At 67.0% G+C, this 22308-nt stretch carries 22 protein-coding genes and 1 pseudogene; 13 read left to right on the forward strand and 10 right to left on the reverse strand.

Features of this window, described 5'->3' with window-relative positions; translation table 11 throughout:
- Positions 1-26 precede the first annotated feature (26 nt).
- On the reverse strand, positions 27-953 hold the full coding sequence (locus tag PV766_RS13645; protein ID WP_129975175.1) for a LysR family transcriptional regulator: 927 nt from the start codon (positions 951-953) through the stop codon (positions 27-29).
- 283 nt (positions 954-1236) lie between these two features.
- Here PV766_RS13645 and PV766_RS13650 point away from each other — a divergent pair, with 283 nt between their 5' ends.
- The 6 genes from PV766_RS13650 (at position 1237) to PV766_RS13675 (ending at position 7423) form a co-directional block, all read left to right on the forward strand.
- Positions 1237-3327, forward strand: a complete 2091-nt coding sequence (locus PV766_RS13650) for a sensor histidine kinase (protein ID WP_371053456.1) — start codon at positions 1237-1239, stop codon at positions 3325-3327.
- A 162-nt stretch (positions 3328-3489) separates the two neighbouring features.
- Positions 3490-4401, forward strand: a complete 912-nt coding sequence (locus PV766_RS13655) for an ABC transporter substrate-binding protein (RefSeq protein ID WP_129975171.1) — start codon at positions 3490-3492, stop codon at positions 4399-4401.
- A gap of 16 nt (positions 4402-4417) precedes the next feature.
- A complete protein-coding gene (locus PV766_RS13660; protein WP_255161881.1) occupies positions 4418-5545 on the forward strand; it encodes an ABC transporter ATP-binding protein in 1128 nt (375 codons plus the stop codon).
- Positions 5542-6186 (forward strand): ABC transporter permease, encoded by a 645-nt coding sequence (locus tag PV766_RS13665; RefSeq protein WP_421097226.1) that lies wholly within the window; start codon positions 5542-5544, stop codon positions 6184-6186. The genes PV766_RS13660 and PV766_RS13665 overlap by 4 nt, the downstream gene beginning before the upstream one ends.
- Entirely contained in the window at positions 6183-6857 is a 675-nt protein-coding gene (locus PV766_RS13670; protein ID WP_371053455.1) for an ABC transporter permease, read from the forward strand. Before PV766_RS13665 ends, PV766_RS13670 begins: the two co-directional genes overlap by 4 nt.
- Before the next feature lie 101 nt (positions 6858-6958).
- A complete protein-coding gene (locus PV766_RS13675; RefSeq protein ID WP_421097227.1) occupies positions 6959-7423 on the forward strand; it encodes a hypothetical protein in 465 nt (154 codons plus the stop codon).
- Positions 7424-7542: 119 nt separating this feature from the next.
- Here PV766_RS13675 and PV766_RS13680 read toward each other — a convergent pair whose 3' ends face one another.
- Entirely contained in the window at positions 7543-8550 is a 1008-nt protein-coding gene (locus tag PV766_RS13680) for an alpha/beta fold hydrolase (protein ID WP_245207753.1), read from the reverse strand.
- Positions 8551-8764: 214 nt separating this feature from the next.
- A complete protein-coding gene (locus PV766_RS13685; RefSeq protein WP_129975162.1) occupies positions 8765-10033 on the reverse strand; it encodes a glutaminase in 1269 nt (422 codons plus the stop codon).
- Between the two features lie 87 nt (positions 10034-10120).
- Between PV766_RS13685 and PV766_RS13690 the strand changes: the two genes are divergently transcribed.
- Entirely contained in the window at positions 10121-10801 is a 681-nt protein-coding gene (locus PV766_RS13690; RefSeq protein WP_421097228.1) for a phosphodiesterase, read from the forward strand.
- Here the strand turns inward: PV766_RS13690 and PV766_RS13695 are convergent.
- Positions 10794-11288 carry a hemerythrin domain-containing protein gene (locus tag PV766_RS13695; RefSeq protein WP_064062345.1) on the reverse strand — a complete coding sequence of 165 codons (495 nt, stop codon included), beginning with the start codon at positions 11286-11288 and terminating at the stop codon, positions 10794-10796. The genes PV766_RS13690 and PV766_RS13695 overlap by 8 nt on opposite strands.
- A 70-nt stretch (positions 11289-11358) precedes the next feature.
- Positions 11359-12216, reverse strand: coding sequence for a LysR family transcriptional regulator (locus PV766_RS13700; RefSeq protein ID WP_421097229.1), 858 nt, complete (start codon positions 12214-12216; stop codon positions 11359-11361).
- Positions 12217-12300: 84 nt separating this feature from the next.
- On the opposite strand from PV766_RS13700, the gene PV766_RS13705 reads away from it, so the two are divergent.
- The 5 genes from PV766_RS13705 to PV766_RS13725 all read left to right on the forward strand — a co-directional run bounded on the left by PV766_RS13705 (position 12301) and on the right by PV766_RS13725 (position 16481).
- On the forward strand, positions 12301-13290 hold the full coding sequence (locus PV766_RS13705) for a bile acid:sodium symporter family protein (protein ID WP_421097230.1): 990 nt from the start codon (positions 12301-12303) through the stop codon (positions 13288-13290).
- Between the two features lie 195 nt (positions 13291-13485).
- Positions 13486-13845 carry an ArsR/SmtB family transcription factor gene (locus tag PV766_RS13710; RefSeq protein WP_064062343.1) on the forward strand — a complete coding sequence of 120 codons (360 nt, stop codon included), beginning with the start codon at positions 13486-13488 and terminating at the stop codon, positions 13843-13845.
- On the forward strand, positions 13842-14921 hold the full coding sequence (gene arsB, locus PV766_RS13715) for an ACR3 family arsenite efflux transporter (protein WP_421097231.1): 1080 nt from the start codon (positions 13842-13844) through the stop codon (positions 14919-14921). The genes PV766_RS13710 and arsB overlap by 4 nt, the downstream gene beginning before the upstream one ends.
- Positions 14918-15325, forward strand: a complete 408-nt coding sequence (locus tag PV766_RS13720) for an arsenate reductase ArsC (protein ID WP_421097232.1) — start codon at positions 14918-14920, stop codon at positions 15323-15325. Before arsB ends, PV766_RS13720 begins: the two co-directional genes overlap by 4 nt.
- A 205-nt stretch (positions 15326-15530) precedes the next feature.
- Positions 15531-16481 carry a DUF808 domain-containing protein gene (locus tag PV766_RS13725; protein WP_172506131.1) on the forward strand — a complete coding sequence of 317 codons (951 nt, stop codon included), beginning with the start codon at positions 15531-15533 and terminating at the stop codon, positions 16479-16481.
- A gap of 25 nt (positions 16482-16506) precedes the next feature.
- Here the strand turns inward: PV766_RS13725 and PV766_RS13730 are convergent, their stop codons facing one another.
- From PV766_RS13730 to PV766_RS13745, 4 genes and pseudogenes are all read right to left on the reverse strand, one after another.
- Positions 16507-17112, reverse strand: a complete 606-nt coding sequence (locus PV766_RS13730) for a phosphoribosylanthranilate isomerase (RefSeq protein ID WP_421097233.1) — start codon at positions 17110-17112, stop codon at positions 16507-16509.
- 67 nt (positions 17113-17179) lie between these two features.
- The gene (locus PV766_RS13735; RefSeq protein WP_255161889.1) at positions 17180-17524 is read right to left on the reverse strand and encodes a DUF3703 domain-containing protein; all 345 of its coding nucleotides are present in this window, start codon (positions 17522-17524) and stop codon (positions 17180-17182) included.
- Positions 17525-17545: 21 nt separating this feature from the next.
- Positions 17546-17785, reverse strand: a pseudogene (locus PV766_RS13740) (helix-turn-helix domain-containing protein); the annotation flags it as partial.
- A 24-nt stretch (positions 17786-17809) separates the two neighbouring features.
- Complete coding sequence (locus PV766_RS13745) at positions 17810-18169, reverse strand: Rv2640c family ArsR-like transcriptional regulator (RefSeq protein WP_129975148.1); 360 nt, start codon at positions 18167-18169, stop codon at positions 17810-17812.
- A 92-nt stretch (positions 18170-18261) separates the two neighbouring features.
- Between PV766_RS13745 and PV766_RS13750 the strand changes: the two genes are divergently transcribed.
- Positions 18262-18762, forward strand: a complete 501-nt coding sequence (locus PV766_RS13750) for an ArsI/CadI family heavy metal resistance metalloenzyme (protein WP_421097234.1) — start codon at positions 18262-18264, stop codon at positions 18760-18762.
- 75 nt (positions 18763-18837) lie between these two features.
- On the opposite strand, the gene dnaB is transcribed toward PV766_RS13750, so the two are convergent.
- Entirely contained in the window at positions 18838-22038 is a 3201-nt protein-coding gene (gene dnaB / locus PV766_RS13755) for a replicative DNA helicase (protein ID WP_421097235.1), read from the reverse strand.
- Positions 22039-22308: the final 270 nt, after the last annotated feature.

A 22308-nucleotide genomic window follows, 5' to 3' on the forward strand; every position in this document is an offset into this window, starting at 1 on the left:
GGACCGGTCCGCAGCGTTCGTCGTGGTCAGCCCGCCTGAGCTGCGACGCGCCGGCGCTCGACCACCGGGTCCAGTTGCGCTCGGAGCCAGGTGTGCGCGGGATCCGCATCACGTTCGGCGTGCCATACGGCGAATTCGCGCAGGGGCGGCAACGGGAAGGTCGGTTCGAGAATGCGCAGGGACGCCGCTTCTGCGAGGTGCCGGGCCATGCGCTCGGGGAGAAACGTGATCAGGCGTGTGTTCTCCAGTGCATACGGGAGAACCGCCAGGTTGCCGCTGGTCGCGCCGACCCGCGCCACCACACCGGCACGCAGTAACGCTCGACCGAGGTTGGTGTCCTCGGAGTACGGCGCATAGGACAGCAGTGGGTACCGACCGAGCACTTCGCGCGTGAGCTTCGTGCCGGTGTACGGGTGCCCGGACCACACCGCCCCGACGAATCTGTCGGACAGCACGACCCTCTTCCTGCAGTTCTCGAACTCCGGGGATTCGAGGACGTATTCCGGCAGGACGGCCAGGTCGATCTCGAATCGACGGAAGGCATCGAGTCCGGCGCCGTTGAGCGGCAGCAGATCGAAACGGATATCGGCCGGGGCGCTCCCCCGGACCAGCTGGCGCAGGAGGGTGATCTCTGCGTAGTCGCCGGTCATGATGGTGAAGGTGCGCGAATCCGTCGCGGGGTCGAAACCGGGTGCGGTCAGCACCGAACGTTCGAGGGTTCGCAACACCTCGCGGAGCGGTTCGACGATCGCCTGGGCCCGCGCGGTGAGCCGCAGCGTGCGGCCGCTCTTGACGAGGAGCGGATCGTCGAATTGCTTGCGCAAGCGTGCAAGAGCCGTACTCGTCGCGGGCTGCGACATGTTCAGGCGACGGGCCGCACGGGTCACATTGCGTTCGGAGAGCAGGACATCGAGTACGACGAGCAGGTTGAGATCGACCCGTCGCAGCTCCATGTGCCCCCCTGACATCGAAACCCGGCGGAACGGGAAATTCCGGCGGCATCGTAACGCACGACCGTGATGTATACGCAAGGTCGGATACCAGCTATCGGACTTGGACAGTGATCTTGTGAGCGCCACGACGTACTACCTACTCTGACCCCCGTCCTGACGGCAGCGAACCGTGATTCGCCCTGGCCCGAATTGCGAAGGCGACGCTCTTCCTCGCCGAAGTCCGTTTCGGCGGCCGCCGACTCAGGCATGCAGAGAGGTTCGGGGGCAGAACATCGTGGGTCTCATGAGGCAATTCCGGCGCCACACACCGGAGAACTGGCGTCTGTGGCGCAGGATGACCGTGGTCGTCGCCGTCCCCATCGTCGCCGCCACCCTGTACGGCTCGCTCCGCGTGTACGACCTGTACCAGGAGAACGACGCCTACAGCGCCGCTGCCGAGAACGTCTCGATCCTGCCGACCCTCGCCGATTACGCCACCAGCGTCACCGGTGCCGCCGCGGCGACGATCCTGTCCCTCCCCGTCGACAACGGCGCCCAGGTCGCCCGCGAATCCGCTGCGACCCTGCGCGATCACATCGACGGCAAGGATCTCGATCCGCAGATCGCCGCGATGATCAACCGCATGCTCGCCGAAGGCGAGAGCCTGCTCGACAGCGCATCGTCGGGAACACTCGCGCCGACCGTGGCAAGCGAACGCGCCGAAGGATTCGTCAGCCGTGCCCAGGCCGCCTACCGCGCCATCACGACCACCACCGACGATTTCACCGTCCAGCGCGAGAGCGCGACACTCCTCGATCTGTGGGACACCCAGTGGTCCCTGCTCGACCAGGTCCTCGCGTACTCCGCGCTCAGCACGGGAACCGACGGCGCCCTGCTCATGTGGAACAACGCACTCGGCGTCGAGTCCGCGCGACTGGCCGTCCTTCGCGACACCTTCGTCGAGAACGACGCCGCCGACGCCGCCCGGGTCGACGGCCTCATGTCCCAGCTCCAGAACCGCCGCAGCATCACGGCCAACCTCGACAACGACGAAGGCAACGTCGCCGCCCTGCGCGGGTCGATCTTCGAGAGTCTCATGGTCTACCAGGAGGAGGTCTCCGGTTCCGCGACCCGCGCGGTGGCCGTCCTCGACGATCTCGCGGCCGGAGCGCGCACCGAGGCTCTCAAGAACGCCATCGGTGTCGCGATCATCCTCCTGCTCGCCCTCACCCTGGCGATCGTGATCGCGATGTCGCTCGTGCGGCCGCTGCGCCGACTGCGCGACGACACCCTGCGCACCGCCGAACAGGACCTTCCTGCCGCCTTGGCCGCGATCAAGGACGGCGCCGAAATCGAGTCCGTCACACTCGATCCGGTTCGCGTCCGCACCCGCGAGGAGATCGGTGAGGTCGCGCGCGCCGTCGACAACATGAAAGAGGGTGCCCTGCGTCTGGCCGGCGAACAGGCCCAGTTGCGACGGCAGGTGAACGAGATGCTCGAGACTCTCGCCCGCCGCAACAAGACACTCGTGGAACAGCAGCTGGCGCTTATCGATTCGCTCGAACACGAGGAGCGCGACCCGATGCGTCTGCAGAACCTGTTCGCACTCGACCACCTCGCCGCCCGCATGCGGCGCACGGGCGACTCGCTGCTCGTCCTCGCCGGCACGCGCCAACGCCTGGGCCGAATCCCCGACACACGGCTCGTCGATGTCCTGCGCGCCTCCGTCTCGCAGGTCGAGAACTACCAGCGCGTGAACATCGGCAATGCACCGGAAGGCAGTCTGGTCGGCAGCGCAGTCACCGACGTCGTCCACATGATCGCCGAACTCCTCGACAACGCACTGCGTGCCTCACCGCCCGAGAGCAACGTGGCGTTCGCGTTCTCACGCGCCGTCGACGGCGGTCTTCTCCTCGAGATCGCCGACCGCGGAATCGGTATTCCCGCAGACGAACTCCTCGAGATCAACATGCGACTCGGTTCGGCCGGCGAAGCCGGATCCGGTGCCGCACGCCGAATGGGCCTGTTCGTGGTCGCGCGCCTCGCCGATCGGCACAACATCACGGTGCGGCTGCGTCCGACCTTCGACTCGACCTCCGACGCCGGCATCACCGCGAGCATCTACCTGCCGACCAGCCTGCTCAAGGGAACCGGCAGGAACTACGACGATCCGTACCGGATCGATCGGCCGCGCCGCCTGCCCGACCCTCCTCCGGAGCGCACCGAGCAGTACCGCACCGAGCAGTATCACGCCGACCCGGTGTCCGTGTCGCAGCCGACGGCCGGGAACCGGCAGCCCGCGCCCGCACACGTTCTCGCGACACCCGGGACGAGCCCGGGTATCCGACGCGGTCGACTGCACGAACGACGGGTTCCCGGCGGCGCGGGACAGTGACAGGCAGTCTGCCGTCCCGGCTCGTGAACGGCATCCTCACCCCCGCCGACTCGGAGCGCGCGAGTGACGACCGGTGACCCACTCGTGCGACAAATCCGGCACGGTGGGTATCCGGCGGGATAGAGTCGGACCTCGACCGTGCCGTATCCGAGGGAGCAACCCGTGAAACGCTTCGCGCGCACCACAGCACTTCTCACCGTGTCCGCATTCGCCCTGGCGGCCTGCTCCGGTGGCGGGGACGACGATCCCCTCGCCGGGGATTCGGCGGACGGCGGCGCGATCGTCGTCGGTTCGGCGAACTTCCCCGAGAACGTCCTGCTCGCGGAGATCTACTCGCAGGCGCTCGAGAGCGCAGGGTCCGAGGTCACCCGACAGTTCAACATCGGCAGCCGCGAGATCTACTACGACCAGGTCGCATCGGGTGCCATCACGCTCGTTCCGGAGTACAACGGCGCGCTTCTCGCGCGGGTCGATCCCGACAGCACGGCCACCACGACCGAGGATGTCGATGCGGCTCTGTCCGAAGCTCTTCCGGACGGGCTCGAGATCCTGGCCTCCGCTCCCGGTGAGAACAAGGATGCCCTGGTCGTCACCGAGGAGACGGCGCAGCGGTACAACTTGACGAGTATCGCCGATCTCGCACCGGTCGCGGGCGAGCTCGCCCTCGGGGGTCCCCCGGAGTTCGAGACCCGGCAGCAGGGTGTCGTGGGTCTGCGCGAGGTGTACGGAGTCGAGTTCCGCGAGTTCGTGCCCACCGACACGGGTGGCCCCATCACCATCCGGGCGCTCTCGGACGGCACCGTGCAGGCCGCGAACATCTTCACCACCGACCCGTCGTTGAGCACCGAACCTTTTGTGGCACTGGAGGACCCGAAGTCGGTGTTCGGAGCCCAGAACGTCACCCCGCTGGTGCATCGCGCCGATCTCGACGACGACGACGTCGCAAAGATCGATGCCGTGTCCGAGAAGCTCACCACCGACACCCTCGTCGTACTGGTCGGACAGGTGGTCACCGACGGCCGCGACATCGACGTCGTCGCCGAGGAATGGCTGCAGCAGAACGATCTGAACTGACGGAAATCGGTGCCGCGTGATCACATTCGACAACGTCGAGAAGCGTTATCCCGACGGGACCGTCGCGGTCGACGGACTCTCGCTCGAAGTCCCGACGGGTACCCTGACGGTGTTCGTCGGGCCGTCGGGGTGCGGGAAGACCACCTCGCTACGCATGATCAACCGGATGGTCGAACCCACGGGCGGGCGTGTGCTCGTCGAGGGCCGCGACGTCCTCGACGAGGATCCCCGGATCCTGCGCCGCGGCATCGGATACGTCATCCAGCACGCCGGGCTGTTCCCCCACCGCACGGTGGTCGACAACGTCGCCACCGTGCCCCGGTTGCTCGGTGCGAGCCGTAAGGAGGCCCGCGCCACAGCGATGGACGTGCTCATGCGGGTCGGACTCGGAAAGGAACTGGCGCAACGCTATCCGGCGCAGCTCTCCGGTGGGCAGCAGCAGCGTGTCGGCGTGGCGCGCGCATTGGCGGCCGATCCCCCGATCCTGTTGATGGACGAGCCGTTCTCCGCGGTCGATCCCGTGGTCCGCAAGGACCTGCAGGACGAACTCCTGCGCCTGCAGTCGGTGCTGGCCAAGACCATCGTGCTCGTCACCCACGACATCGACGAGGCGATCAAGCTCGGCGATCGCGTGGCCGTCCTGCGGCCCGGCGGAGTGCTCGCCCAGTACGCGACGCCGGAGGAGCTTCTCACTGCTCCCGCCGACGACTTCGTCGCCGGCTTCCTCGGCGTCGATCGCGGGGTGCGGCTCATGTCGTTCTTCTCGTCCGCCGACCTGCCCTTGCGCACGGATCCGATCGTCACCCGGGACGACGCCGAACCCGTCGTCGGCGACGGTCGCTGGACCCTCGTCGTCGACGACGAGAGGCATCCGGCAGGGTGGCTCGACGGCAGCGTCCGCGACGGAAATGCCGATACGGAATTCGTCCCGGTGGGAAGAGCATTCGTTCCCGGACGCGATCCACTGCGCGTCGTACTCGACGCGGCGGTGCTCTCACCGTCGGGTCATGCCGTGGCGGTGGACGACGACGGCCGCGTGCTCGGGGTGATCAGCGGCGAAGAGGTGGCGGCGGCGGCCCGCGCGGCCCACGACGGCCGGCAGTCCGGTGCCGCACCTCGGCTCGAGATGCGGAAATCGCCGTGAGCCTGCGCATTCCCGGTTACCTCGGGACGTTCTGGGAACTGCTCGGCGATCATCTCGTCATGGCGCTCGGCGCGTCGCTGCTCGGCCTGGTCATCGCGTTGCCCCTGGGCCTGGCGTGTGTGCGGTGGCCGCGGGTGTATGCGCCGGTGCTCACGGTCTGCAGCGTTCTGTATTCCATTCCGTCGCTTGCCTTCTTCGTTCTGCTCATCGCGTTCACCGGGATCAGCCGGACCACGGTGATCCTTCCGCTCGCCGTCTACGCACTGGCGGGACTCGTCCCCAATGTCGTCGACGGGTTGCGCGCCGTACCGGACAGTGTGCGCCAGTCGGCGGTGGCGATGGGGTTCTCGACACCCCGCCGGCTGCTCACCGTCGACCTGCCGTTGGCGATCCCCGCGGTCATTGCCGGGCTGCGTGTGGCCACGGTAGCGAACATCAGCATGGTGAGCGTCGGGGCGCTGATCGGCATGGGAGCCTTCGGTGCGCTGTTCACCGCGTCGGTCCAACTCGACCGGCTCGATCTGGCGATCATCGGCATCATCGCGACCGTCGTGATGGCGCTGGTCGTCGACGCGGTGCTCGTACTCGTCCAGCGCCTCACCACTCCGTGGATGCGTGGCCCCTCGAGAGCGCGCCGATGACGACGCTGCTGCACTACCTCGCCGAGTACTTCGGTGACGCCGCGAACTGGTCGGGTGCTTCCGGGATCCCGACGCGACTGGCCCAGCACTTCGGGTACACGCTGCTCGCGTTCGTGATCTCCGTTCTCCTCGCGTTGCCTCTCGGCCTGTGGACAGGGCACACGGGTCGCGGCGGCGTGCTCGTATCCCTCACGGCGAACGCCGCACGCGCTCTCCCCACCTACGGCCTGCTCGTGTTGCTCGTGGTGCTGTACGGGATCGGACTGGTACCGGTGCTGGTGCCGCTCGTGGCACTCGCGATCCCGCCCATCCTGCTGAACTCCTACGAAGGGATCCGCGGGGTCGACCCGGCGCTGACCGATGCCGCCCGAGGAATGGGGATGACCTCGTCCCAGATCCTCCTGCGGGCCCAACTACCGGTCGCACTGCCGCTCGTGCTCGTCGGTATGCGTACCGCCGCCGTCCAGATCGTCGCGACCGCGACCATCGCCGCGGCGGTGAGTTTCGGTGGAGTGGGAAGACCGATCGTGGACGGTCTCGCACGCAGCGACTATGCACTGGTCGTGGGCGGTGCCGCTCTCGCCGGGATCTGCTCTTTGCTGGTGCTCGCGATCTTCGCCGTCCTCGGTCGGCTGATCGTCTCGCCCGGCGTCCGCGCCTCACGGGACTAGCCTCGGACGGCCTCCGACGCCTTGGGCGGCCCGGAAACCTGTCGGTGGCCCGGAGCACACTACGAGTAGAGACGAAGTCCTATCGAGGAGGCGCAGGTGCGATGTATGCGCAACGCGAAACCTACTTCGGCTGGACGTCTCGGCGCGTACCTCTGTACGCCGCCGCGCAGCTCCCGGCTACATCGGCCGCACCCGGTTCGAGCGCCCCTTCCGACGACGAGAGCGTTCCCTCGGGTGTGACGCTCGACCGGCTCCTGCCCGAGTCCCTGCTGCACGGCCGTCTGGTCGCGTATCACGACGCAGGCGAGGACAGGGACTACGTGGCCGTGACGGTCGGTGCGGTCGCGGGTGAGACCGATGTGCCGGTACGGGTTGCCGCGGAGGAGATGCTCGTGCTGTCCGCGGCCCGCAGCGTGGCGAACGGGATCCTCGTCGGCACGGAGGACGACGATCTCGACGAGCTGGAGGTCGACCGTCAGCTCCGCTTCGGCGGGCCGGTTCGCGACCTGCTGGAATACATCGGCGCGAGGTCGGTCGTCGTCGATTGGAGCCCTGCCGTCGCGTGACGCGGCCGCAACTCCGTTATCGCGGATGTGTGACGCGCCGATACATACATCTGCAACGACTCGGCTTTCAGTGGTACCGTCATGAGCGTCCCCGTGACCAAACCGTAACAATTCGGGGACTATCGCAGCCCTGGATCGGGTACCCGATTGCTCGGGTTCCGCCGGGAGGTGACCGGAGGTGGCGATGCCGGACTGGTAACTACGCCCGTCGGGGGCAGCCCGGCATCGCCACTTCCGCCTCGGTCGACCGTAACTCGGTTCTCCGAGACCGACACAGCAGCGCTCATCGCCGCCAGAGCCGCCGGCGCCTCGACCGCGAGGAGATGACCCGCGTCGGGAATCGCCACGAAATGCGCTCCCATGTCGTCGGCCAGCTTGTTCAGCGCGTCGACCTGCACGAGGGGATCCTTGACGCCCACGACCACCTCGACCGGATGCCCGCGCCAGCGACGCAGTACGGCTCGATCGAGGCGGGGCAGGTTCGTCAGCGACGTGCAGTACGCACCCACGCGGCAGGACCACCGCAGAGTCTGCTCGTCGGGCCGGTAATCGCAGCCCGCGAGTGCCCGGAGGTAGCGCTCGGTGTTCTCGAGATTGGGCTCGTTGCGCCACTGCAAGCCGGGGATGAGGGCGCGGTGCCACCGGACGCGCGGAACGAGTCCCAGCGGCGCGGCGATCACCAGCTTCTCGATCCTGTCGAGATCCTCCACCGCGGCCGCCACCGACGCCGACCAGCCGAGACCGATCACGGGAACCCGCTCGACGCCGAGTGCGTCGAGGACCTCGACGAGCCAGTGGCCGTAGACGGCGTGGATGCGACTGTCGGGCCGGCTGCCCGCACTCGCACCGGGCAGACCCGGGACGTCCACGAGCACGACCCGGTGCTGCTCGCCGAACTGCTCGGCCAGCAGACGCAGCCCAGCCGCCGGAAGGTCGCCGCCCGCGAGCACCACGACCGGTGGTGCCGTCGCAGGACCCGTGGTGAGCACGTACGTCTCCCCCAGCGAGGTACGGGCGACGTGCTCCTTCACGGGACGCTTCCAATAGGTCAGCAGTCCTGCACACGCATGGTGGATCACGCTGTCGTCTCCGGGGCAGCGGTAGGGCGAACGTGTGAGCAACGCCATCATCCTCCTGCCCGGACGTTTCCGGGGACGAGGGATTCACGGGTGAACGGCATGAGTGGATCTTCTTTCGTGGGGTACGACCGTCTTTCGCCGACCAGCCTCCGGCACACCGCAGGACACCGTAGCCCAGTCTTCGGCAGGAACGCCACCCGTGGTTCCCGAGAACTCCACAGGCGCCACTCGGGTCACTCTCGTGCCGAATGCCCCGTCATCCCTATGTCTCCAGGTCCTCCCAGGTGGCGTGGACCTGCGGCCGGAAACCGTGACCGGTGTCGGGCTCGGGCAGATGTCCCTCGGGGTCCACGACGACGACCTCCACCCCGTCGCCATGGAGCCGACCTATCATCTCCAGCAACAGACGTCGGCCCACGGGCAGCACCGTGCGGACGAGCGACAGGTCGAAGACCACGCGCTTCGTCTCCACCGGCTCGTCGACGACCGCCGTCACGAGCCCTTCGGCACTGGTGAACTGGAGGTCGCCCTGCAACTCCAGGAGCGTGAGAGCCTCCTCACCCTCACCGATCACATGCCGTCTGCGCAACACCGAGTGCGAAACCATCGGCGCGTCCATCAGATGCAGATTCATATCGCGGGACAGACGGCCGAAGGCCGCGACGCCCTGCACGCTGGTCCCGTGATCGTCGAGCCGCGGCGAGTACGCCGCAATACCCAACTGTCCCGGTAGGATTCCTATGATTCCTCCGGACACACCGCTCTTGGCCGGAATGCCGACGGTGGAGAGCCAGTCCCCTGCCGCGTCGTACATCCCACAGGTCGCCATCACCGACAGCACCTGACGCACGACATCGCGGGAGAGAACCTCCTCACACGTCACGGGTTGCACGCCGCCCGCCGCGAGTGTCGCGGCCATCATGGCGAGGTCCTTGGTGGTGACCGTCACGGAGCACTGCCGGATGTATCCCTCGACGATCTCGTCGGGATCGTCCTCGAACACTTCGTATCCGCGAAGAAGGTTGGCGATAGCCACATTTCGGTAGGAGTTGCCGAGTTCCGACGCAGCGACCTTCTCGTCGATCACCAGCTCACGACCCGCCAGGGACGACAGCAGGCAGCGGATGTCCTCCACCGAGTCCTCGGGCCGGCGACCGTCGAGCACCAGAGCGTGAGCGGCGAGCGCGCCCGCGTTGATCATCGGATTCAGCGGGCGTCCCGTGTTGCGTTCGAGCGAGACCTCGTTGAACGCCTCACCGGACGGCTCGACGTCGATCACGTCGAGCACGGCGCCGAATCCCCTTTGCTGCAGTGCGAGACCGTAGACGAAGGGCTTCGAGACGGACTGGATCGTGAACTCGGTGTCGTCGTCACCCACGGAGTACATCGCGCCCTCGGCAGTCACCAGGGTGAGAGCGAACCGGTCCGGATCGGCCCTCGCCAGTTCCGGGATGTAATCGGCGAGTGCCCCGGAACTGTCGGCACATCCTCGGAGCACTTCGGTCAGGTAATCCGGCAACGGTGAACGCATATTCTTCATCGTGACCGAATCGGGCCCCGCACGGGCGCGGAGTGACGAACGCGATTGAACCGCCCGGCGGAAGGGTATGCGACCGTCATGACTGCCCTGTCGTCGGTGCTGTCCGTGCCGTTCAGAGTGGGATCCGCGCTGCGCGGAGCACGCGTGTTCCACCCGCGCGGCGCGACCTTCGAAGGGGTCGCCGATCTCGGGCCCTGGTGGCCCTTGCAGATCCCTCGCCCCACCCCTGTGATCGCGCGGGTGTCGCGGGGCATCGGCACACCCGACGGAATGCCGGATGTGCTCGGCCTCGCGCTGCGTTTTCCTCTGAAGACCGGCCCCTGGGACGTCCTGTTCGCCTCGGCGTACCTGCCCGGCCGGGTGACGCTGCTGCCGGCCCGCTCGTGGTCGAGTGCCCGCTACAGCACTCTCATGGCCTACCGGACCGATGCCGACCCGACGCCGCGGTGGATCACTGCCGTTCCGCGAGGACGGCATCCGTCCTCGACCACCTCCGTCGAGGCACTCGAGGTCCCACTCGAGTTCTCCCTGCTGGTGGGTTCGGCCCGGGGATCGCTGGAACCGGCCGGTCGCCTGACACTGAGCCGCCGGCTGCCCGAGAAGGATTCCGAGCAACCCTCCTTCGATCCCACCGTCCACTGCCCCGGATTCGTCGATCCGTGGCCGGGATGGCTCGCCGAGACGCGGCGCGACGCCTACCGGGCGAGCCGGGCCGGACGAGGCGCCTCCCTCGCCCGGCCGCAGCACACCGTCAACTGATCACCGCATCGATCGTCTTCTTCAGCGCGGACGGCTGCGCCGGTGAGCGCGGGGCATCCTCTTTCATCTCGAGCATGCGGGCACCGATGTCCTGCAGCTGTTTACGGCCCAGAGCTTCGCGCACCCTGGGGAACCACTCGTCCTCCTCCTCGTCGATGTGGTGCTCGACGTTCTCGATCAGGACCGTCGTCTTCGCATCGAAACGCTCTGCGTCCGGCTTCATTCCGGCCAATTCGACGATGAGCACATCGGCGACGTGGTGCTCCTCGTAGGATTCCAGGATGTCGTCTTCGAGATCGGGGAGCAGGGAGCGCACCTCGGGGTACATGCATTCGTTCTCGAGATAGGTGTGCACGGTGAGGGCTTCGATGATCCTGTCGACGATCTTGCCCTTCTCCTTCTCCCCCTCCGCCTTCCGGAAGTCGCGGAAGAGCTTCTTGATTTCCTTGTGATCTTCCTTCAGCAACACGATCGCGTCTGTGGACACGGTTCCTCCTGCGGCGTGAGCACTGCTACCCCCAGCGGGCGTGGCACAGGAATACCCATCCGGGACAACATCACACGCGCACGCGATCCGCATTCGCCAGGATCGCCGAGCGCAGTGCCGCCTCCGGACCGGTGAGAACGGACCGGCGCGCGACGAGCACGAACTCGATGTCACCGGCGTCGGGGAGCAACCGCTGAGGATCGCGCACCGGAACGAGGCCGGGCGGAGGGAGCCGCTCGGCGTGCAGCACCACACCCAGCCCGGCGAGCGCGGCAGCGCGCAGACCGTTGAGACTGTCGGTCGTGCACGCCACGCGGACGCCGCGTCCACTGCGCTGAAGGACCTCGAGGGCGATGTCGCGTGTCAGGGCCGGGGGCGGATAGGACACCAGCGGTGTGGGCTCGTCCGGGTCGAGGACGTAATCGGGGGCGGAGAGGAAGACGAGGCGCTCGCGGAGGATCATCTCACCGTGGCGGCTGCCCGGTCGGCGCTTGCCGAAGACCAGATCGAGTTCGTTGTCGTCGAGCCGGCGCTGCAGATCCTCGCTCAGATCCACGGTGAGTTCGAGATCGATGCGGGGATGACTGCGACGGAACTCGGCGAGGATCGAGGGAAGCTCGTAGAGCACCAGATCCTCGGAGACCCCGAAGCGCAGCCGGCCGCTGAGCGGCGACTCCGAGAAGTGCCGGCGGGCGGCATCGTGGCGATCGAGGATCTCGCGGGCGAAGGCGACCATGTCGGCCCCGGCGGCCGTGAGTTCGACGTTGTGCGTGTCGCGGACGAAGAGGCGGCGCCCGATCTCCTTCTCGAGTCGTGCGACGTGCTGACTGACCGTCGACTGCCGCAGGCCGAGCCGCTGGGCGGCCGCGGTGAAGCCGCGCTCCCGCTCGACGGCGAGGAAGCTCCGTAGATGCACCGGATCGAACACGACCCCATTTCATCACGAATCGCGATGACAGAAAACGCGGTGACCGTCTTCTGTAATGACCTCCGGCTGCCGTACCGTCGATTCGTGCTCTCCAAGATCCCCGTGCTCGGACGGCTCGACCCGTTCCTGCTCGCCATCCTCGCCACCGTCGCCGTCGCTGCTCTGCTGCCCGCCGACGGGGTCGTACTCGACGGTGTGAACTGGGCCGCCAAGATCGCCATCGGGTTGCTGTTCTTCCTGTACGGCGCGCGCCTGTCCACGCGGGAGGCCATCGAGGGTCTCGGGCACTGGCGTCTGCACCTGACGATCCTCGCCACGACCTTCGTCGTCTTCCCGCTGCTCGGCCTGGCCGCCGAGGTGCTCGTGCCGTCGATCCTGAGCGACCCGCTCTATCTCGGCGTCCTGTACCTGTGCCTGCTGCCGTCCACGGTGCAGTCGGCCATCGCACTCGTCTCGGTGGCGCGCGGCAACATCCCGGGCTCGATCGTCTCGGCCAGCGCCTCGAGCCTGATCGGTATCTTCGCGACGCCGCTGCTGGTCGCGCTGACGATGTCCACGCAGGGCGTTCGCTTCAGCGGCTCGGCCGTGCTCGACATCGTGCTGATGCTGCTCGTGCCGTTCGTCGCAGGTCAGCTCCTGCGGCGCTGGATCGGCGGCTGGGTGAAGGCCCACGGCAAGCCGCTCAAGCTCGTCGACCGCGGATCGATCATGCTGGTCGTGTACGTGGCCTTCAGCCGGGGCATGAACGAGGGCATCTGGTCGATGATCTCGGTCGGTCGCCTGTTCGCCCTCGTCGGTGTGTGCGCGGTGCTGCTCGCAATCGTGCTCGCACTCACCTGGTATTCGTCGCGCGGACTGGGTTTCGAGCATCAGGACCGTGTCGCGATCCTCTTCTGCGGTTCCACCAAGTCCCTCGCCACCGGTCTGCCCATGGCGATCGTGCTCTTCCCCGGCCAGCCCATCGGCCTGATCGTGCTGCCACTCATGCTGTTCCACCAGATGCAGCTCCTGGTGTGTGCGGTCCTCGCCGGGCGGTTGGCGAAGAAGACACCGGAAAGCCTCGCAACCGTGTGACAGAGCACCTGTCCGACATGAGGATGCGACGAGACGACGGCCGCCCCCTCGAACGACGCTGTGTCCGAGCCGGTGGAGCCGGAGGTCATCCGGCACGAGGTCGAGCCCCGTTGCGCCGGCCCGGCGCAACGGTGTGGCCGGACGGCTTCACCCTCCGGATCCGTATGCAGATTCGACATCTGTCAATATAGACACATGTCGAATCAAGACCTCGCGGGTGACGACGTGTGCGGCTCTCCACTCGTGCGCGAACCCGTGACGGGGGTTCGCGCCGCCGACCTCGCCCGGATGTTCAAGGCCCTCGGCGATCCGGTGCGCCTGCGGTTGCTGTCGCTGGTCGCGAGCCATGCCGGCGGTGAGGCGTGCGTATGCGACATCTCGGGCTCGTTCGATCTGTCCCAACCGACGATCTCGCACCACCTCAGAGTTCTGCGCGAGGCGGGCCTGCTCGAGTGCGAGCGTCGCGGAACGTGGGTGTACTACTGGGTGGTTCCGGCCGCACTACGACAACTCTCCGATGTGCTCGTGACCGAATCGGCCGAGGTACCCGCATGAGGGAGCGCACCGCTGTGGACACCCCCGTCATGGGCAGGATGTCGACACTCGATCGCTTCCTTCCCGTCTGGATCGGCACCGCCATCGTCGTCGGCCTGCTGCTCGGGCGCACGGTTCCCGGACTCGGAGAAACCTTGGGCTTCATCGAGATCGACGGAATCTCGCTGCCGATCGCCCTCGGTCTTCTGATCATGATGTATCCGGTGCTGGCGAAGGTGCGCTACGACCGTCTCGACACGGTCACCGGCGACCGCACCCTGTTGATCTCGTCTCTGATCCTCAACTGGATCGTCGGTCCCGCACTGATGTTCGCGCTCGCGTGGCTGATGTTGCCGGATCTGCCCGAATACCGCACCGGTCTGATCATCGTCGGCCTCGCGCGCTGCATCGCGATGGTGATCATCTGGAACGACCTCGCGTGCGGCGACCGGGAAGCCGCAGCCGTGCTGGTCGCGATCAACTCGGTCTTCCAGGTGATCATGTTCGCCGCCCTCGGCTGGTTCTACCTGTCGGTGCTGCCCGGATGGCTCGGCCTCGAGCAGACCGGTCTCGACGTCTCCCCGTGGCAGATCGCGAAATCCGTGCTGATCTTCCTCGGGATCCCGCTGGTCGCCGGTTTCCTCACTCGTCGATTCGGCGAGAAGGCCAAGGGCCGCAGCTGGTACGAGCAGACCTTCCTGCCGCGCATCGGACCGTGGGCACTGTACGGACTGCTGTTCACCATCGTGATCCTGTTCGCACTGCAGGGCGAGCAGATCACCTCACGACCACTCGACGTCGTACGCATCGCGCTCCCCCTGCTGGCGTACTTCGCGATCATGTGGGGGAGCGGGTACCTGTTCGGTGCTGCCGTAGGACTCGGCTACGAACGCACCACCACACTCGCCTTCACCGCCGCGGGAAACAACTTCGAACTCGCCATCGCCGTCGCGATCGGCACGTTCGGAGTTGCGTCCGGGCAGGCCCTGGCGGGAGTCGTCGGCCCTCTCATCGAAGTGCCCGTCCTCGTCGCACTCGTCTACGTGGCTCTGGCCCTGCGCACACGTTTCGCCACACGTGCCGGAGGTGCGTCGTGACCGCCGTTCCGTCGGTGCTGTTCGTGTGCGTCCACAATGCCGGTCGGTCCCAGATGGCAGCCGGATTCCTGAGCCACCTCGCGGGGGACCGCATCACAGTCCGTTCCGCCGGGTCCGCGCCCGCCGACGAGGTGAACCCTGCTGCGGTCGCAGCGATGGCCGAGGTCGGAATCGACATCTCCGGCGAGAACCCGAAGATCCTCACCGCCGACGCCGTGCAGACCTCCGACGTCGTGATCACGATGGGGTGCGGCGACACCTGCCCGGCGTTCCCCGGCACCTCGTACCGGGATTGGGTGCTCGACGACCCGGCCGGACGAGGAATCGACGCCGTGCGTCCGATCCGTGACGAGATCCGGGCGAAGGTCGAAGCTCTGATCGCCGAGCTGACATCGTCGGCATGATCGAGTTCGGCGACCGCATCCACCGGGTACCCACAGGTCTGTCACACTGGGCGCCCGCGTAGGGCGCTCGGTGTGGACGCACGTCGTCCCCGGCATGCTCCGGACACCGCGTTGCACGTCATCGCAGGTCCGGTAGCGTTCCGAGACGACTCGTAATCGCGTGTCGGTCGATCGGCTCGGTGCAGCCGAACTGTGGGAGGTTCCCGTGGCTGGTGGTCTCGTCGCCCTTCTGGACGACGTCGCGGTACTTGCGAAGGCAGCCGCGGCATCCATAGACGACATCGGCGCTGCGGCCGGCAGGGCGAGCGTCAAGGCAGCGGGCGTGGTCGTCGACGACACGGCCGTCACCCCTCGCTACGTGCACGGGTTCACCCCCGATCGCGAGTTGCCGATCATCCGCAAGATCGCGATCGGGTCGATCCGCAACAAGCTGCTGATCATCCTGCCGGTCGCGATGATCCTGAGCCAGTTCCTCCCGCAGGCCCTGCCCTATCTGCTCATCGCCGGCGGTCTGTTCCTCTGTTACGAGGGCGCCGAGAAGGTCTACGAAGCGCTCACCGGCGGTCACCACGAAGAAGAAGCCACCGCGGCGGAGAAGGGCCCCGAGTTCGAGAAGGCCATGATCGGCGGCGCGATCCGCACCGACCTGATCCTGTCCGCCGAGATCATGGTGATCTCGCTGGCCTCGGTCGAGGACGAACCCTTCCTGACCCGCCTGCTCGTCCTCATCGTCGTCGCCGTCCTCATCACCGTCCTGGTGTACGGCGTGGTCGCCCTGATCGTGAAGATGGACGACGTCGGCCTGGCGCTCGCGAAACGGAAGTCCACCTTCGCTCAGCGCGTCGGTCGCGGTCTCGTGACGGCGATGCCGAAGCTGATGACCGTTCTCACCGTTGTCGGTATCGCCGCCATGCTGTGGGTCGGTGGGCACATCCTTCTCGTCAACGTCGGCGAGGCCGGATTCCACTGGCCCGCCGATCGCCTGCACGACCTCGAGCACTGGTTCGGCGAACTCGTGCACGGCGGATTCGGCGGCGTTCTGTCGTGGACGGCGGGAACGGTAGCGTCGGCCGTCGTCGGTCTCCTCGTGGGCGCGATCGTCGTGCTGATCATGCACCTGATCCCGCGGCGGAAGAAGGCCGACGCCGCGCACTGACGCACGGTTCGCTCGGCCGAACAGGTCACTCCGGGGCTCGTCCCCGGACCGACCACGCGAACGCCCTCATGAGACCGGCATCCTTGACGCCGCGCTCGGCTTCGATACCGCTGGAGACGTCGACACCCCACGCCCCGGACGTGGCGATCGCCTTCTTCACATTCTCGGGATTCAGTCCGCCCGCGAGGATCCATCGACCGGATGGCAGAGCACTGCGATCCTGCCAGTCCCACGTCTTGCCGGCACCGGCGACGGCACCGTCGACGAGCAGCAGGTCGGCACCGAAGTCCTCGGACAGTGCCTCGGCTCCTCCGGTGTTGACCGCGCGGATCACCGTCAGCCCGGCGTCGTGCAATATGCGTACGTCGTCGGCCGACCGCAGGTCGTGCACCTGGACATGGTCGAGATCGGCAGCGCGGGCGGTCGCGATGATCTCGTCGAGCGGCATCTTCACGTAGACGCCGACCGCGAGTGTTCCGGCGGGCACGCGGGCGCGAAGGGCTGCAGCCCGGTCGGGGGGGATTCGACGGGGACTCTCGGCGAAGACGAAACCGACCGCATCGACATCCAGTTCGACGGCGAGATCGACCGTCGCCTCGTCCTGCAATCCGCACATCTTGATGAACGTCATCGTCTACCTTCCCACCGGTCCGCCACGTCGAGGATAGGCCCGGCAGTGACGCAGACGATCGCCGCGCCTACCGCGACAACTCGTCGGCCAGGTCGGAGGGAACGGTCATGGGCGTGGTCAGCCCTGCACTCACTCGCCCCGTGTTGCCCTCGGGATATCGTCCCGTCCACGAGCCTGGGGCAGCGACGAGGATTCGCACCACCTGTCCGAGCGCCTCCCGCCGATCACGTTGCCGCAATGCGAGGGCGAGCATGGCGACGTGATTGCATGTGTGCAACCACGGATCGGGCTGGGACGCAATGTGGGCCCGCTCGAGGTGACGCCACCGATCCTCTGCCTCTGCAGCATTTTTCGCTGCGTCCATCTCGTGCCGATACACCTCACGAGCCCTGTCCGTCATTCGTGCCTTCATCGATGTCCGCCCTTCTCGTCGTCACAGCAGTCGCAATGGGTTCCGGTTGCCGACGAAGCAGCACTCGGGGTCGACGTCCAGCACGAGGCCGATCAGGCCGTCGAGTGCATGCCCGAGTCGGGGATCCGCCGACCCGTATCGATTCCGCCGGCTTTCCGGGACCGCGACCATCGATCCGCAACCCCGCAGGCACGCGAGGTGATTCGAGAGGATCTGCCGGGAGACGCCGGTCTGTTCCTCGAGACCGGACGGATAGCGGGGCGCCCACTCGTTTCGCGGATTCGATCAACGGCAGCAGTTCGGATCCAGAACGACCCTGAGCGCCTCGAGGGACTCGGAGCGGGCGCGGTGATAGACGTTCATTCCGCGTCGCTCGGATTCGACCATGCCGGCCTTGCGCAATTGTCCGAGATGATGACTCACCGTCGATTCCGCAAGATCCACACCGGCTGCAAGATCGCAGGTGCACACCGCACCTTCGTCTGCGGTGAGCAGGATCGACACGAGTTTGATGCGCACCGGATCGGCCAGGGCCTTCAACCTCAACGCGACCCCGAGGGCGGCATCGTCACTCATCGGTGCGGCCGATACCGGTGCGCAGCAGATCGGAGCGCGAACATCGATCACAGGCAGAGCTTTCGGCATGATTCGACTCTAGCGACCTTCTTGACATATGTCGAAATGGGGGAGGATCCTGTAGTAGCAATTCGATATATGTCCCACTAGTGGAGGCTGTCATGTCACGCATCCAGCTCGCCCTCGACGTCGACGATCTGCCCGAAGCGGTCGCCTTCTACTCGACACTGTTCGGCACCGAACCGGCCAAGCTCGAACCGGGCTACGCCAACTTCGCGATCGCCGATCCACCGTTGAAACTGGTGCTGTTCGAAAATCCCGGCAAGGGCGGGACCATCAACCATCTCGGGGTCGAGGTCGACTCGTCCGAGAAGGTGCACACCGAGATCGCCCGATTGACCGAAGCGGGCCTGTTCGCCGACGAGGAGATGGGCACGACCTGTTGCTACGCCACGCAGGACAAGGCGTGGGTGACGGGACCGGCAGGGGAGAAGTGGGAGGTGTACACCGTCCTGGCAGATTCGGAGACCTTCGGGTCGAGCCCACAGCATCTCGACGGCCCGCGGGAATCCGGCAGCGGAGCCTGCTGCACGGCCGGCACCCCGGACGAGCAGCAGGACGGCAACTTCACGTCGAAGGCCGACGCAACCTCCTGCTGCTGAGCACCTTTCACTACGAATCTCGCAGAGTCAGGACGAGGGCTGTCGCCTCCCCACAGGGCGAGGCGACGACTCGGATCAGCCTCGCGCCATGTCCACGAACCGCGACAGGTGCAGCTGGTGGGCAACAGTGATGGTCGCGGTGGGGCCGTTACGGTGCTTGCCGACGATGAGGTCGGCCTCGCCACCACGCGGGTCGTCGCGCTCGAATGCATCAGGGCGGTGCAGCAGGATGACCATGTCGGCGTCCTGCTCGAGGCTGTTGTGCACCGCGATACCGTCGGCGACGAAATTGTGTGTGCCGGGCACCGTTCCGTCGTAGACGTCCTGTTCACCGAGGCTCGTGATCGAGACGATCTCGTCCCAGAACACGTTGTTGGTGGCGACCATGTCGATGTCGGCCGTGTCGAGGACGTCGGCGACCCGGGCAAGTCGCGAGCGTGCGCCCGTGACGGTGCGCGGGGTGGCGGATGCGACCGGCCCGATCGGGGCGAGCTGCTCGACCGCGAGCAGTTCGCCGAGCTCGGCTTCGATCTCGGGCGTGACGGTGTCGGGGCTGTGCTTGACGAGCTTCGGTCCGAGTTGCGCCAGGACCCACTGCGCCGCGGTTCCGTGCTTACCCACGTCGTGGAGGAAGACCGCCTGGTTCTCCGCCCCGGTGACCGTGAGGTCCCAGCCGTCGCCGGTATCGGTGATCCGCGCGAACACGCCGATGCGCAGGAGCAGGCGCGCGAGGTCGTCGGCGAGGCGGCGATCCGCCGACCGGTAGCGGACGACGGCGCGGGCAGTGCCTGCGTCCCAGGAGACCTCACCGCCGTCTTCCCAGATGTGGCAGACCAGCTCGGCGACCTGCTCCTTGGGGAGCGAGAACGCGCGGGTGGGGACCGGTAGGCCGGCCACGGCGGTATCTGCGAGAGCGGCCACCTCGTCGTCGGACGCGGGCATGACGTCGAGCGGTGCGGGCACCGCGCGCGGCACTGCGACACGCTCACCGGCGATCAACTCGCCCAGCGGCATCCAGCCGTCGATGGTGAGGAAGGGATGGTTCGCCGTGGCGTCGACACGGCGCCCCGAGGCCAGCTCCAATCGGAAGACTTCCTTACGTCCGCTGGGGAAGACCTTCACCATCGGCCGGACGACCATCCGCATGCGTTCGTCGAGCGACCACACGAGGGGCTCCTCGCCCGACTCGAGCAGTTCGCCGAGCGTGACCTCGGCACCGGTGTCGGCGCGCATGATGCGCGTGGACGCCGGCAGGCAACCCGACTCACGAAGGTCGGAGACCTGCGGCCGTTTGTCGGTGCGCTGCTCCGGGCCACGGTTGAGCTGACACACCGCGACGACCGGAACCTCGAGCTCCTTCGCCAGAAGCTTGAGGCTACGCGAGAATTCGGAGACCTCCTGCTGACGCGACTCGACCTTCTTACCGGACGACATGAGCTGCAGGTAGTCGATGACGATGAGACGAATGTCGTGTTTCTGCTTGAGCCGCCGCGCTTTCGCGCGAATCTCCATCATCGTGAGGTTCGGTGAGTCGTCGATGAACAGCGGCGCCTCGCTGATCTCGCTCATGCGGCGGGCGAGGCGCGTCCAGTCGTCGTCGGTCATGCGCCCGGATCGCATGTCGCCGAGCTTGATCTTCGCCTCCGCGGACAGCAGACGCATGACGATCTCGGTCTTGCCCATCTCGAGGGAGAAGATGACCGACGCCATGCCGTGCTTGATGGAGCACGACCGCATGAAGTCCATACTGAGCGTGGAGTTGTGCGTGGGCACCATCGCGCGACCCGCGAGGTACATGTGGTCGCCGTCGACCTCGACGCACCGCACCGGGACCGACGGAACCGGGCGGACGGCGACGACGCGGCGTCCACGCGGCGTCTCGGCACGGCATTCCTTGTGCCGCACGGCCTTACTGGGCAACACGAAGACGTCGTCGTCGGCGGTGAAGGAGATCTCGACGCCGTCGAGAGCGGGTGCGTAACCGAGACCTGCGAGGAGTTCGGCGACGCCCTGCGCCAACTGCTCGGACGAGCCGACGAACCGGATGGTGCCGTCGTCGTCGATTTCTCCACCGGCGTCGAGCAGGCCCGCGAGGAGTTCGCGGCGTTGCTGTTCGGATGCTCGCTGGTACTCGGCGGGGATATGGGCACCGAGGGCGACGAGGGCGCTGGTGAAGCCGCCCTCGCCTTCGACCCGCATGTGCAGTTCGGGATCGGCCGACGGACCGCCGAGCCACGCGCCGAGTGTGAAGGGGGAGACCGGCAGTTCGACGGCGGGAAGCGCCAGGGGAGCGGCATTGGCGATATCGTGCGGCGCCTCGGCGGTGGCGAGGAGTTCACCGGTGGTGCGGATCGCACCGTCGCCGGTGCGCCACTGGTGCTGCTCGTCGGCGACGATCACAGTGCCGTCGGAGAACACGACATCGAAGCACGGACGGCCGTGCATCACCTCGGTGGCGGCGAGGACGCGCGTAGGTCGGCCGTCGGCGCCGAGGAGTTCGTCGCCCACGCCGACCTCGCCCATGGTGGTCCAGCCGGTGGGGGTGGGCAGGGGGGTGTCGAGCGCGAGGGCCTTGCCCACACCGGGGCGGGCGGCGACGATGATCATCTGGCCGGCGTGCAGCCCGTTGGTGAGCTCGTCGAGTTCGGCGAAGCCGGTGGGCACACCGAGGGAGATGCCACCGCGACTGGCGATGGAGTCGATCTCGTCCATCGTGGGCTGCAGAAGTTCTTCGAGCGGCACGAAGTCTTCGGTGGTGCGTCGTTCGGCGACCTCGAAGACCTCGGCCTGCGCGCGGTCGACGACCTCGGCGACATCCTGGCCTTCGGCACCGGCGTAGCCGTACTGGACGATGCGGGTGCCGGCCTCCACGAGCCGTCGCAGGACGGCCTTCTCGGCGACGATCTCGGCGTAGTAGCCGGCGTTGGCCGCGGTGGGCACGGTCTGGGTGAGCGTGACGAGGTAGGCGGCTCCGCCGAGACGCTTGAGCTCGCCGCGCCGGTCGAGTTCGGCCGACACGGTGACCGGGTCGGCGGGTTCGCCACGGCTGTAGAGATCGAGGATCGCGTCGTACACGGCCTGGTGAGCGGGCCGGTAGAAGTCGCCGGGCCTCAGTACCTCGAGAACGTCGGCGATGGCGTCCTTGCTCAGCAGCATGCCGCCGAGCACGGACTGCTCGGCCACGAGATCCTGAGGGGGCTGGCGGCCGAAGTCTCCACTCGGTTCCTCGGGAGGTCCCGAATATTCGGGATTACCACGATCGTCAACGACGGCCACTGCAGTGCCTGCCTTCCTCCACATGTCCCCACTCGGTGCGCTGCGCACCGGCGGATACCTGCACGCACTCCCGGTGTCGGTACCCGGGGTTCGTGTCCGGTTCTACTCGCCCCTACCGACATCCTGTGTGTGGAGTCGTGCGCCCGACGTTAGGGATCTGGATGATCGTCCACAACTCGGGTTGTGCACACACTTGGGGATGAATTGTGGAAAGGGGAGGACAGGGTTGTGCACCGGATGTGCACAACCTGGGGACAACACATCTCACAT

The organism is Rhodococcus sp. As11 (assembly GCF_048957735.1).
Taxonomy (GTDB): Bacteria; Actinomycetota; Actinomycetes; order Mycobacteriales; family Mycobacteriaceae; genus Rhodococcus; species Rhodococcus gordoniae.